This is a genomic window from Pseudomonas sp. HD6515 (assembly GCF_024971855.1).
Taxonomy (GTDB): domain Bacteria; phylum Pseudomonadota; class Gammaproteobacteria; order Pseudomonadales; family Pseudomonadaceae; genus Aquipseudomonas; species Aquipseudomonas alloputida.
Map to the genome: position 1 here is coordinate 5787668 of NZ_CP079827.1, position 12925 is coordinate 5800592.

Below are 12925 nucleotides of genomic sequence, written 5' to 3' on the forward strand. Positions count from 1 at the left end.
ACCCTGTGCCCCGAACCCCGTGCCAGGTCATCAAAGAACTGCCCGAGTCACTCGGGTAACGACTTGGAAGCCACTGTTACAGGATTCGGGATGCTTGAATTAGTTGCCGCGTTTATCTGCCTCACCACACTTCTGACCTATGTGAACTACCGCTTCATCGGCCTGCCACCCGCCATCGGTGTGATGGTTACGGCGCTGCTGTTTTCCCTGATGTTGCAGGGCCTGAGCCTTATCGGCTTCCCTGGCCTGGAAGAACGCGTCGAAGGGCTGATGAACCAGATCGACTTCAACGACCTGCTCATGCACTGGATGCTGGCGTTCCTGCTGTTTGCCGGCGCCCTGCACGTCAACCTCAGCGACCTGCGCAGCTACCGCTGGCCGATCGGCCTGCTGGCCACCTTGGGCGTGCTGATCGCCACCGTGGTCATCGGCTACCTCGCGCATTGGGTGTTTGCCCTGTTCGGCTGGCAGGTCCCCCTGATCTACTGCCTGCTGTTCGGTGCACTGATCTCACCAACCGACCCGATTGCCGTGCTTGGCGCGCTGCGTACTGCCAATGCGCCCAAACCGCTTAAAACCACCATCGTCGGCGAGTCACTGTTCAACGACGGCACGGCAGTCGTGGTATTCACCGTGTTGCTGGGCATCATTCAGCTGGGTGAAACACCGAGCATGACCGACACGGCGATCCTGTTCGCCCGCGAGGCCATTGGCGGCGTGGTGTTCGGTGGCCTGATCGGCTACGCCACCTACCGGATGATCAAGAGTGTCGAGCAGTACCAGGTGGAAGTCATGCTGACCCTGGCGTTGGTCATCGGTGGTTCGGCGATGTGCTACGAACTGCATGTGTCGGCACCGATCGCCATGGTGGTGGCTGGCCTGATCATCGGCAACCTGGGGCGCAACCTGGCGATGAATGACATGACCCGCCGTTACATGGACGGTTTCTGGGAACTGATCGACGACATGCTCAATGCGCTGCTGTTCGCATTGATCGGCCTGGAGCTGTTGCTGCTGCCGTTCAACTGGATGCACCTGGCGGCCGGTGGCGTGCTGGCGCTGGCAGTGCTGCTGTCGCGCCTGCTGACGGTGGCCCCGGCGATCGTGCTGCTGCGGCGCTGGCGCCCGGTGCCCAAAGGCACGGTGCGGGTGCTGACCTGGGGTGGCCTGCGCGGTGGCGTGTCGGTGGCACTTGCACTGTCGCTACCGCTGGGCGAGGAACGGGACCTGCTGCTGTCGATCACCTACATCGTGGTGTTGTCGTCGATTCTGGTGCAGGGGTTGAGCATTGGGCGCGTGGTGCGCAAGGTCAGCGCCCAGCCTTGAGAATGCCGGGGCCGCTTTGCGGCCCATTCGCGGGTAAACCCGCTCCTACAGGTTTGCGTACCCCTGGAGGAGCGGGTTCACCCGCGAAGAGGCCGGCACAGGCAACCAGAATCTATTCGACTGCCGAATCCGGGAACTGGTCCTGCACATACTTGATCTCGGTGCGCCCATGGGCTGCCGGCAAGCCATCCTCACCCAGGTTGACGAACACCATCTTGTCGACAGTCAGAATGCTCTTGCGGGTGATCTTGTTACGCACTTCGCACTTGAGGGTGATCGAGGTGCGGCCGAACGCGGTAGCGGTGATGCCCAGCTCGATGATGTCACCCTGACGCGAAGCACTGACGAAGTTGATTTCCGACATGTACTTGGTCACCACACGCTGGTTGCCCAGCTGGACGATGGCGTAGATCGCCGCCTCTTCATCGATCCAGCGCAACAGGCTGCCACCGAACAGGGTGCCATTGGGGTTGAGGTCTTCGGGTTTAACCCACTTGCGGGTGTGAAAGTTCATCTGTACTCCTGACCTGCTTGGCTAACGTGTAGCAATGATGGCAGAGCGGCTGCCTTCGCTCCATTGAACATCGACTATCGTCGCGATTAATCGACGGAAAACCTTGGGCAAGCCGGCGGGGGCAGCTATAATCTGCGCCGTTTTACATGGTTGCCCACAGCGGTGCCATGCCCGCCACCTGTCCGAGGGGCGCTGCAGCAGGCTAGGCCTGTCAGGCTCGGATGGGGCGTTGCTCGCTCCCGCGAGCGCTTAACGCACAACGGCGCCCATTCGCACATTACGAATGGAGGCTCTCATGAGCGCTGCAAACATGCCTGCTGGTTTTACCGATTACAAAGTCGCCGACATCTCCCTGGCCGCCTGGGGCCGTCGCGAAACCATCATTGCCGAATCGGAAATGCCTGCGCTGATGGGCCTGCGTCGCAAGTACCTGGCCGAGCAACCGCTCAAGGGTGCGAAGATCCTGGGCTGCATCCACATGACCATCCAGACCGCCGTGCTGATCGAAACCCTGGTTGCCCTGGGTGCCGAAGTGCGCTGGTCGTCCTGCAACATTTTCTCGACTCAAGACCAGGCCGCCGCTTCGATCGCCGCCGCCGGTATCCCGGTATTCGCCTGGAAAGGTGAAACCGAAGAAGAGTACGAGTGGTGCCTGGAGCAGACCATCCTGAAAGATGGCCAGCCATGGGACGCCAACATGATCCTCGACGACGGTGGTGACCTGACCGAACTGCTGCACAAGAAGTACCCGCAGGTACTGGACCGTGTGCACGGCGTGACCGAAGAGACCACCACCGGCGTACACCGCCTGCTGGACATGCTGGCCAAGGGCGAGCTGAAAGTCCCAGCGATCAACGTCAACGACTCGGTCACCAAGAGCAAGAACGACAACAAGTACGGCTGCCGTCACAGCCTGAACGATGCCATCAAGCGTGGTACCGACCACCTGCTGTCGGGCAAGCAGGCCCTGGTGATCGGCTACGGTGACGTGGGCAAGGGCTCGGCCCAGTCCCTGCGTCAGGAAGGCATGATCGTCAAGGTCTCCGAAGTTGACCCAATCTGCGCCATGCAGGCCTGCATGGACGGCTTCGAGCTGGTCTCGCCGTTCATCGACGGTATCAACGACGGCACCGAAGCCAGCATCGACAAGGCTCTGCTGGGCAAGATCGACCTGATCGTGACCACCACCGGTAACGTCAACGTCTGCGACGCCAACATGCTCAAGGCCCTGAAAAAGCGTGCCGTAGTCTGCAACATCGGCCACTTCGACAACGAGATCGACACCGCCTTCATGCGCAAGAACTGGGCCTGGGAAGAGGTCAAGCCGCAGGTTCACAAGATCCACCGTACCGGCGCTGGCAGCTTCGACCCGCAGAACGACGACTACCTGATCCTGCTGGCCGAAGGCCGCCTGGTCAACCTGGGCAACGCCACTGGCCACCCAAGCCGCATCATGGACGGCTCGTTCGCCAACCAGGTTCTGGCACAGATCTTCTTGTTCGAGCAGAAGTTCGCTGACCTGTCGGCCGAAAAGAAAGCCGAGCGCCTGACCGTGGAAGTGCTGCCGAAGAAACTCGACGAAGAAGTGGCCCTGGAAATGGTCCGCGGCTTCGGCGGCGTGGTCACCCAGCTGACCAAGCAGCAAGCCGACTACATCGGCGTGACCGTCGAAGGCCCGTTCAAGCCGCACGCCTACCGCTACTAAGCGGCAAGCTTGAAGCTGCAAGTGGCAAGCAAAGGCATACCGTGCCGTTGCCACTTGCAGCTCCAGAAACACAGATCTTGAACGACGCCCAAGCCAGACCGGCCATCACCGATCTGGCTTTTACTTGCAGCTTGCCGCTAGACGCTTGTTGCCAGAGGAACGCCTGATGTCACAAGAACGCCGCTACAGTTTCGAGTTCTTCCCGACCAAGACCGACGCCGGTCACGAAAAGCTGATGGGCGTCGCCCGCCAGCTGGCCACCTATAACCCGGACTTCTTCTCCTGCACCTACGGTGCCGGTGGCTCGACCCGCGACCGCACGCTCAATACCGTGCTGCAGCTGGAAAGCGAAGTGAAGATACCTGCCGCGCCGCACCTGTCGTGCGTGGGCGACACCAAGGCCGAATTGCGCGCCCTGCTGGCCGAGTACAAGGCCGCCGGCATCAAACGCATCGTCGCACTGCGCGGCGACCTGCCGTCGGGCATGGGCATGGCCAGTGGTGAACTGCGCTATGCCAGCGACCTGGTGGAGTTCATCCGCCAGGAAACCGCTGATCACTTCCACCTGGAAGTGGCTGCCTACCCGGAAATGCACCCGCAGGCGCGCAACTTCGAGGCGGACCTGGCCAACTTTGTGCACAAGGTCAAGGCCGGTGCCGACAGCGCCATCACCCAGTACTTTTTCAACGCCGACAGCTACTTCTACTTCGTCGAGCGTGCACAGAAGCTGGGCGTGGACATTCCGGTGGTACCGGGCATCATGCCGATCACCAACTACAGCAAGCTGGCCCGGTTCTCCGATGCCTGTGGTGCCGAGATCCCGCGCTGGATCCGCAAGCAGCTGGAAGCCTATGCCGACGACACCGCCAGCATCCAGGCGTTCGGCGAAGAAGTGATTACCCGCATGTGCGAACAGCTGTTGCAAGGCGGCGCGCCGGGCCTGCACTTCTATACCTTGAACCAGGCTGAACCGAGCCTGGCGATCTGGAACAACCTGAAACTGCCGCGCTGAAATCTTTTGGCAAAGTCTGTTTAAGAAATGATTAAGGCTTTGGTCATAGACTAAAGCCTTATTCAATTTCGGGTTAAACAGGTCTCGCCTGCCATGCAGCACCCCCAACCTTCGCGCCCACAGCTTGTTTACCTGGCTTTTGGCTCGGCAACCTACCATCAGGAAGCCTGCTTCAGCATCGTCAGCGCCCTCGCCCAGTTGGGCAGCGCAGCCGGCGAGGCCATGGACATCCAGGTTTACACCGACAATGCGCAGCCCTACGCCAAGCTGCCCGTCACCGTCCACCTGCTGGACGAGGCCACGCGCCAGGCATGGAATGCCCCGCACGGTTATCACTTTCGCAGCAAGCATGTGCTGTTGCGCCAGGTACTGCAGCAACACCCGCTGGCAGTACTGATCGATACAGACACCTTCTTCCGCACTTCACCGTTGCACCTGTTCGCCCGTGTGGCGCCCAACCGCCTGCTGTGCAACGCCATCGGCACACGCTACGGCGCTGACCAGAAGTGCCTGTTGTACAAAAACCTGCTGACCCTTCTCGAGTCCCGGGGACTGGCCGACTGCCAGATGCCGCTCGTCAATTCCGGCGTTATCGGCCTCACTGCCGAGGACTGCGGCACCCTGGACCGCTCCATCGCCATGATGGACGAATTCTACCCCTTGGCTCGCGAGGCCTATACCCTTGAGGAGTTCTGCCTGGCAGTGGCGGCCTACCGCAACCTGGAGCTGGCCGAGTGTACCGATGTCATCCATCACTACTGGAGCCGGAAGGCGCAGTTCCGCGCCAAGATCCAGGCCTGGCTGCGCAAGCACGACCACGACCCACTCAGCCCCTCGGCCCTGGCCGACGTTGCGCGGGTAAACGACCAACTGCCGCGACCACCCACCCTGCACCGTCTGGGTTACAAAGCGCTGAGCCTGACCCTGCCCAGCCACGAGCGCCAGTTCGCCCGCGAATTGCTCTATGGCTGCTACCCCTACCCCAATGAGTTCGACCGCGCCTGCGCGTCCGCCTGGTGGGACAAGGCCCTGGAAAACCTCAATGACCGCTACGGCTACATGGAGCCCGAGCGGCTGCGTCAGTGCCTGCGCCATCCGGGGCTACGGCTATCGCTGGGCGAGCGGCGCAAGGATATCGAGGCGCATCTGCTGCGAACCACTCAAGCCTGATGTGCCCGCAAAATTCATTGTCTTGCGCGGCTTTGTGGGAGCGGGCGTGCCCGCGAAGAGAGTAACCCGATCGTTGGCACCGGCTTCGCCGGTGTTCGCGGGCACGCCCGCTCCCACATCGATCGTGCATGCCTTTACCGTACACCGGCCGAGCGCGTAATCTCCGGCCATGCCACATATCGCCCGTCTGTTCTGGATCCTCCTGCTCGTTTGCCTGAGCCCGTTGGCTCTGGGCGAACGCTTGCGCCTGGTAACCGACGACTGGGCACCTTATGTGTTTCAGCACAACGGCCAACCGCGCGGCATCGACTACGAAGTCGCCAGCCAGGTCTTCGCACGCCTCGGCGTCGAAGTGGAGTGGCAATTCCTGCCTTGGAAGCGCTGCTTGGCGATGGCTGAGCAGGGCCTGGCCGATGGCATTCTCGACATCTTCCAGACGGACGCGCGCCAACCCTACATGGTGTATGGCTCCGAACCTATGTCGGAAGTCGAATTCGTCCTGTTCCAAAGCCGCTCGCGCCGCCATGCCGTCACCCACCTGGACGACCTCGCCGGCCTCACCGTCGGCACATCGCCCGGCTACACCTACGGTAAAGCGTTCACCGAGGCCCCGCACTTCAAGCGCGAAGCCGCACCCACCCACGAAGCCAACTTCGGCAAGCTGGTGCTGGGCCGTATCGACCTGGCGATCACCGACCGCCGGGCCGGGCATTACCTGCTCCGCCAGCTCGGCCTGCAACAGCAAGTCGAAGAACTGCCGCTGGTAGTCAGCCGCCAGGCGCAGTATTTGGGCCTGGTGCGCAAGCCTGGGCGCGAGGCACTGGCCGTGGCCTTTGCCGAAGAGCTGCAGCGGTTCAAGCAGGAACCGGCCTATGCAGCGATCAGCAACCGCTATACAAGCGACACTGGAAACATTCTCAACGCCGTTGAGCAGCAGGAAAGCAGCACAGCGCGATAGCTCTGTTATACTCGGGCCTTCCCGCCCGGCTCACGCCCGGACGCTCGGCCTCGCAACAGGCATCCCGATCGGCACCGACGCCCCTTCGCGTCCAGCCTCCGTTTCCCGGATGTGCAGTGAAAGCCCAGCTGGACCGGACGCGATCGCATTTCACCGATGCCCGTCGCGCCAGGCAGAACATCCCAACGGGCCCAGCCCACACGAGAACAGGATCGCCCATGTCCTTTGCTTCCCTCGGTCTCTCCGAGGCTCTTGTCCGCGCTATCGAGGCTGCGGGCTACACCCAGCCGACCCCCGTGCAACAGCGGGCCATTCCCGCCGTGTTGCAAGGCCGCGACCTGATGGTTGCCGCACAGACAGGTACGGGTAAAACCGGCGGCTTCGCCCTGCCGATTCTCGAGCGCCTGTTCCCGGCCGGCCATCCCGACAAATCGCAGCGCCATGGCCCGCGCCAGCCTCGCGTACTGGTCCTGACACCGACCCGCGAACTGGCAGCCCAGGTGCATGACAGTTTCAAAGTCTATGCCCGTGACCTGCCACTGGTCAGCGCCTGCATCTTCGGCGGCGTTGGCATGAACCCGCAGATCCAGGCCATTGCCAAAGGCGTTGATGTGCTGGTCGCCTGTCCAGGCCGCCTGCTCGACCTGGCCGGGCAAGGCAAGGTCGACCTGGCCCACGTGGAAATCCTGGTACTTGATGAAGCCGATCGCATGCTCGACATGGGCTTCATCCACGATGTCAAGAAGGTGCTCGCCCGCCTGCCGGCCAAGCGGCAGAACCTGCTGTTCTCGGCCACCTTCTCCAAGGACATCACCGACCTCGCCGACAAGCTCCTGCACAACCCGGAGCGTATCGAGGTCACCCCGCCGAACACCACCGTCGAGCGTATCGAGCAGCGGGTGTACCGGCTGCCTGCCAGCCACAAGCGTGCCCTGCTGGCGCACCTGATCACCTTGGGCGCCTGGGAACAGGTGTTGGTGTTCACCCGAACCAAGCACGGTGCCAACCGCCTGGCCGAGTACCTGGAAAAGCAAGGCCTGACCGCCGCCGCGATCCACGGCAACAAGAGCCAGAACGCCCGCACCAAGGCTTTGGCCGATTTCAAGGCCAACAGCGTGCGCGTACTGGTCGCCACCGACATCGCTGCCCGCGGCCTGGACATCGACCAGTTGCCCCACGTTGTCAACTTCGAGCTGCCGAATGTCGAGGAAGACTACGTCCACCGCATTGGCCGTACCGGCCGTGCCGGTCGTTCGGGCGAAGCTATTTCCCTGGTCGCACCAGATGAAGAAAAGCTGCTCAAGAGCATCGAGCGGGTGACCAAGCAGCGCATCGCGGATGGCGACCTGATGGGCTTCGACGCCAGCCAGGTCGAAGCCGAGAAGCCTGAAACACGCGAGCGCCCGCAAAACAACGGCCGCGGTGGCCGCAACCAGCAAGCCCGCGGCGAAGGTGCCAAAGACAGCAACGGCGGCCGCAAGGACAAAGGCAAGGACAAAGGCAAAGCCAGGCAGCCAGCTGCGGCCAAGCCGGACGACAAGGAAAAGAGCGGCGACAAGCAGCAGCAGCCGCGCAAGCCGCGTGACAAGAAGCCACGCCCACAGCAGGCCAGCAATAACGGCGTGCCGAAACCGCCAGCAGACCGCGACCCGGAAGAGTTCCTGGACGACGAAGTCGATAACTTCGGTAACCGCGCCGACTATGTCAGTCCGTACCAGGGCAAGAACCAGGGCCGCAACCGCCGCCCAGGCGCTGCCGGCCAAGGTCAGGGGCAAGGCAATGGTCAACGCAGCAACGCTGGCGGCCAAGGCCAAGCCCGCAATGGCGGCCAGCCACGCAGTGGTGGCAGTGCCGGCGGAGAGAAACGCCCGCCCCGTGCCAACAACGGTGGCGGTGCCCGTCGTGATGGCGGCGGTGGCCGTGGTCGCCCCGCGCGTGACGATGCTGCCCGGCAAGAGCCGGCCGTGCGCAACCCGCGTCAGCCGGAAAAACAGCCAGTGATCATTCGCAAGGAGTCCAAACTGGACCGTTTCCCGACGCCTGAGCAACTGGATGACCTGCCAAGCCGCCCACGCGGTGAGCGCCCAGCGCTGCTGACCCGCAAGGGCTGATAGAAGTACCGAGGGGGCTGCTTCGCAGCCCTATCACGACACAAGGCCGCTCCTGCAGAGAATTTCTTGATCTCTGCAGGAGCGGCCTTGTGTCGTGATAGGGCCGCAAAGCGGCCCCCTCGGTTTTCAGCTGGCAGAAATTACTTCTGCTTCACACCTTCGACACTGATATCCAGGTCCAGGGTCTGCGAAGTAGCACCTGGGCCTTTGATGCCGAAGTCGTTCAGGTTCAGCGTGGTGGTGGCGTTGAAGCCAGCGCGCTCGCCACCCCATGGGTCCTTGCCTTCACCGTTGAAGGTAGCCTTGAACGTCACCGGTTTGGTGACACCGTGCATGGTCAGGTCGCCGGTCACGTCAGCCGTCTTGTCGCCAGTCGACTTGACGCTGGTGGAGACGAATTTGGCGTCCGGGTACTTCTTCACGTCGAGGAAGTCGGCGCTGGCGATGTGCTTGTCACGCTCGGCGTGGTTCGACCACAGGCTGGCAGTTTTCAAGTCGACGCTAATCTTGCTGGCTTCAGGCTTGGCACTGTCCCAGCTGAAGTTGCCGTCGAAATCCTTGAAAGTACCGTGGATAAAGCTGTAGCCCAGGTGGCTGATTTTCCAGTCAACGAACGCGTGCTGGCCTTCCTTGTCGATCTTGTACTCGGCAGCCATGGCCTGGCCAGCAGAGAGCAGAGCGGTACCGAGCGCCAGAGCGGCAAAAGTCTTTTTCAACATCCTGTTCCTTCCTGTGTAATTGAGGTTGAGAGTCAAGCTTTGCGGCCCAGCATGCGAGTCAGGGTCGCGTCACGGTCGATGAAATGATGCTTGAGCGCGGCAAGGGCATGCAGCACGGCAAAAATCACCAGCCCCCAAGCCAGCCACAAATGAACCACACCCGCCACATCTGCCTGGTCAGGCAGGTCGCTGATCAGTGCCGGCACTTCGAACAGGCCGAACACCGGAATGCCGACGCCGTCGGCGGTGGAAATCAGGTAACCGGCAGCCATCACCGCAAACAGACCAAGGTACAGGGCCAGGTGGCCCAGCTTGGCCGCCAGGCGTGTGATTGCGCCGTGGTTGGTGGGTGCCGGTGGTGGCGGGCTGATGAAACGCCAGACTACCCGCAGCAGCATCACCGCCAGCAGCACCAGGCCGATGCTCTTGTGCAGGTCCGGGCCAGCTTTGCGCCAAGGGCTGTAGTAGTCGAGGCCGACCATCCACAAGCCCAGGCCGAACAGGCCGAAAACTGCCAGCGCCACGCCCCAGTGCAGGATGATGCTGACCACGCCGTAGCGAGAAGGTGAATTGCGCAGTTGCATGTTGCGTGTTTCCCCGTGAAAGCTATGCACAGACTAACGCGTAACGTATCGAAGAAAAGCGGAAAAAATTGCTTTGGATTATCGAGGAATCCGATATTTATTCTGTTAGCTGACCATTAAGAAAACATTAACGATAGTCGGAGAGTTGGGGTTGCAGTGCCGGCCCTCAGGCTGCGAACAGGCCGACACTGTCGATCGATCAGCCCGCCTTGGCCTGGGTATTGGTTACAGCCTTCTTCGCAGGCTCCGACTTGGCTGTCGCCTTCTTCGTCTCGGCAGGCTTGTGGGCTGGCTTGTGCGCGGGCGCATGCTTGGCAGGAGCGGCTTTGGTTGCCGCAGGCTTGGCGGCCGCTTCCTTGGCTACAGGCGCAGGCGCGGCAGGAGCCGGAGCCGCCTGTGGAGCGGGCGCAGGTGCAGGCGCCACTTCCTCAGCCTTGGCTATTGGCTCAGCCTTCATCTCTGGCGTTTGCGCCCCACCAAACAGGCGCTTGAAGAAGCCTGGCTTGTCCTGCTTGGCCTCTTCGGCCTGCTTAGGCTCAGCTTTGGCCGGCGCCTTGTCAGCTTTGTCGCCCTTGTCGGACGAACCGCCGAACATATTGGAGAAGAATCCGCCCTTGCTCTCCTTGGCGGCCACCGCACCTGCCGCCGCCGCAACCGGCAGCGCCTTGGCCGGGTCGAACGACTTGCCGGCCAACAGGTCCTGTGCCTGGCTGGCCGCACGCTGGCCACTGCGCAGGGCGCCTTCCAGAGTGCCCGGATACAGGGCATCCGTGTGCTCACCGGCAAAGGTAATGCGCTGCACCGGACGTTCCCACAGGCGCCAGTATTTGCTGATCTGCCCCGGACCGTAGGCCAGGTAGGCACCACCCGTGCCAGCGTCCGCGCTGTATCGCTTGACCTCGTAACCGGTGAAAGCACCACGGGCCTGTGGGTAGAACGCATGCAGACGGATCAACACCTGGTCGACCATCTGCTTTTCACCAAACGCCTGCAGCAGGCGAGCGTTATCGCCGGACAGGTTGATCACCACATTGGCACCACCCTTGAGCGCCGGTTCGACCCACAGCATGCCGAGGCCGGCGTTACTGAAGATTTCGCCCGACATGCGTGCGCGGCTTTCCCATACGGGTTTCTTGAACTTGAGCATGATCTGGTCGCGCCAACCATAGTTGGTGCCCTTGAGCGCCGCCAGGTGTTGGCTGTCCAGGCCAGGGGTCATCTGAATCTTGGCCAGCGCGCGCAGGGGCACAGCCATGACCAGATAATCCGCCTTGTAGCCGACGCTGCCGACTTTTACCGTGACACCATCCTTGTCCTGGACAATGGCGGTAACCGGCGAGCTGGTCTTGATGGTTTTCAACTGCTTGACGAAAGCCTGGGCCAGCACCGGGCTGCCACCGGGCAGGCGCGCGGCGCGCAGGTCGCGGTCGCTGACGCCGCGGTACACGCGGTTCTGCTGGGCGAAGTACAGCAGCGACAGGCGCGACGGTTCATCGTAGCGGGTGCGGATCTGCTGATTGATCAACTGACGGGCGGTGGCCGGCAGTTGCAGTTTGTCCAGCCAGGTGGAGACGTTGATCTGGTCAAGGGCGAACAGCGTGCTGGTTGCCTGCGGGTTCAGCGGGTCATCGATCGAACGGGCCAGGTCATCAAGGGTTTTCTCGTAACGCTTGAGCGCCTCAGCAGTGGCCGGTTGCTTGGTGGCCAGGTCGCTGGCGCTGAAGTATTCGCCGTCAATCAAGTAACCCGGGGTACGCACGAACTCGGGCGCCGGCAGTGTTTCAAGCTTGAAACGGTCGAGGTACTGGTTGAGCACCGGCTGTGCCTTGGCGTTGCCGATCCACTCGCTGGTGGCCAGGCCCGAACGCCCGCCCATGCCCGCCTTGGCCTCCAGCAGGGTCACCTGCCAGCCTTTGTTCTGCAGCTCGTAGGCTGCCGTCAGGCCTGCCAGGCCACCCCCCACGACAATCGCCGTGGGCGTCTTGTCTTTTGCCAGCGCAGCGCCGCTGGACACACCAATCAATACCAACGCGCACAGGCGCACCCAAGCAGCAGCCATGTCGGCGAACTCCGAGTCAGAGGTTACAGAAACGGGGAGAGGCAGGAATGCCCCGGGAAGATGCGTTAAGAATACGTCAGGTCCGGTCACCCTGCCAGCGCAGTGACATCAAGTCCTTTTGGCAACTGACATTTTTGCCAGTAGCCACGTCACAGGGTGGTAGGCGAAGCTGGCGAAGATGGCCAAAAGCCCGCCAGGGGGGGCTGCGCATGATCTTCGAGGAGCGTTTCAACCAAGTGGAGCGGCAGCTTCTGTTACACAGGCAGACACTTCGCACAGCCTCAGGCCTGAGCTTCCACGCCAGCAGCACGTCCTGGATCGGCTTTCACGAAGCCTTCAAGGGCGAGGACGGTACCGAGCTGGTCATTGGTGAACACAGCGAAATTTCGATTGCGTTCGCTCAAGAGGTCGAGTCCCTGCGGCTGGAATACTACGTAGTCAGCGACTTTCTGAGCGAAGACCTGCACATGTTGTTCGATGCCGAGAACATCGACTATGACCTGGTTGCGCCATCCCCTCGCATTTTTTACTGGCTCACCCTCGAAGGTAGCGGCTTCCGGGACGCTCGCCCGGGCCCGATCGCTACACACCCCTACTACCAGGTGATTGACGGCCCCTTTCGGCGCCTGACCATCTCCACCTCGCACGCCGGCACCGTGCATATCCGCAAGCTGGAATGGACCGGCACCCACCGCCATTGAACGGCAGCGGTTGTCCTGCCCTGCGGCATTGCTTAGGCTTACGCGGTCGAACCACGCCGCAAAGCC

The 12925-nt window shown here is 62.0% G+C and carries 11 protein-coding genes and 1 riboswitch; of the genes, 7 read left to right on the plus strand and 4 right to left on the minus strand.

Annotated elements, in window-relative coordinates:
- Nucleotides 1–90 precede the first annotated feature (90 nt).
- Nucleotides 91–1326, plus strand: a complete 1236-nt coding sequence (locus tag KW568_RS26630; protein ID WP_012053901.1) for a sodium:proton antiporter — start codon at nucleotides 91–93, stop codon at nucleotides 1324–1326.
- A gap of 112 nt (nucleotides 1327–1438) precedes the next feature.
- On the opposite strand, the gene KW568_RS26635 is transcribed toward KW568_RS26630, so the two are convergent.
- Nucleotides 1439–1840 (minus strand): acyl-CoA thioesterase, encoded by a 402-nt coding sequence (locus KW568_RS26635; protein ID WP_003249362.1) that lies wholly within the window; start codon nucleotides 1838–1840, stop codon nucleotides 1439–1441.
- A gap of 178 nt (nucleotides 1841–2018) precedes the next feature.
- Nucleotides 2019–2115, plus strand: a riboswitch (S-adenosyl-L-homocysteine riboswitch).
- A gap of 20 nt (nucleotides 2116–2135) precedes the next feature.
- Between KW568_RS26635 and ahcY the strand changes: the two genes are divergently transcribed.
- The 5 genes from ahcY to KW568_RS26660 all read left to right on the plus strand — a co-directional run bounded on the left by ahcY (nucleotide 2136) and on the right by KW568_RS26660 (nucleotide 8796).
- Nucleotides 2136–3545, plus strand: coding sequence for an adenosylhomocysteinase (gene ahcY / locus KW568_RS26640; protein ID WP_003249358.1), 1410 nt, complete (start codon nucleotides 2136–2138; stop codon nucleotides 3543–3545).
- Nucleotides 3546–3711: 166 nt separating this feature from the next.
- Nucleotides 3712–4557 carry a methylenetetrahydrofolate reductase [NAD(P)H] gene (gene metF / locus KW568_RS26645; protein ID WP_003249357.1) on the plus strand — a complete coding sequence of 282 codons (846 nt, stop codon included), beginning with the start codon at nucleotides 3712–3714 and terminating at the stop codon, nucleotides 4555–4557.
- A 93-nt stretch (nucleotides 4558–4650) separates the two neighbouring features.
- Nucleotides 4651–5727 (plus strand): hypothetical protein, encoded by a 1077-nt coding sequence (locus KW568_RS26650; protein WP_004576716.1) that lies wholly within the window; start codon nucleotides 4651–4653, stop codon nucleotides 5725–5727.
- Nucleotides 5728–5896: 169 nt separating this feature from the next.
- On the plus strand, nucleotides 5897–6685 hold the full coding sequence (locus KW568_RS26655) for an ABC transporter substrate-binding protein (protein WP_004576717.1): 789 nt from the start codon (nucleotides 5897–5899) through the stop codon (nucleotides 6683–6685).
- A gap of 218 nt (nucleotides 6686–6903) precedes the next feature.
- On the plus strand, nucleotides 6904–8796 hold the full coding sequence (locus KW568_RS26660) for a DEAD/DEAH box helicase (protein WP_004576718.1): 1893 nt from the start codon (nucleotides 6904–6906) through the stop codon (nucleotides 8794–8796).
- A gap of 140 nt (nucleotides 8797–8936) precedes the next feature.
- Here KW568_RS26660 and KW568_RS26665 read toward each other — a convergent pair whose 3' ends face one another.
- From KW568_RS26665 to KW568_RS26675, 3 genes are all read right to left on the minus strand, one after another.
- On the minus strand, nucleotides 8937–9515 hold the full coding sequence (locus KW568_RS26665) for a YceI family protein (protein ID WP_003249350.1): 579 nt from the start codon (nucleotides 9513–9515) through the stop codon (nucleotides 8937–8939).
- A 32-nt stretch (nucleotides 9516–9547) separates the two neighbouring features.
- On the minus strand, nucleotides 9548–10099 hold the full coding sequence (locus tag KW568_RS26670) for a cytochrome b (protein ID WP_003249347.1): 552 nt from the start codon (nucleotides 10097–10099) through the stop codon (nucleotides 9548–9550).
- Nucleotides 10100–10298: 199 nt separating this feature from the next.
- Nucleotides 10299–12158: a flavin monoamine oxidase family protein gene (locus KW568_RS26675; protein ID WP_004576719.1), complete on the minus strand. Its 1860-nt coding sequence runs from the start codon at nucleotides 12156–12158 to the stop codon at nucleotides 10299–10301.
- 209 nt (nucleotides 12159–12367) lie between these two features.
- On the opposite strand from KW568_RS26675, the gene KW568_RS26680 reads away from it, so the two are divergent.
- Nucleotides 12368–12859, plus strand: coding sequence for a hypothetical protein (locus KW568_RS26680; protein ID WP_003249344.1), 492 nt, complete (start codon nucleotides 12368–12370; stop codon nucleotides 12857–12859).
- The last annotated feature ends 66 nt before the right edge of the window (nucleotides 12860–12925 follow it).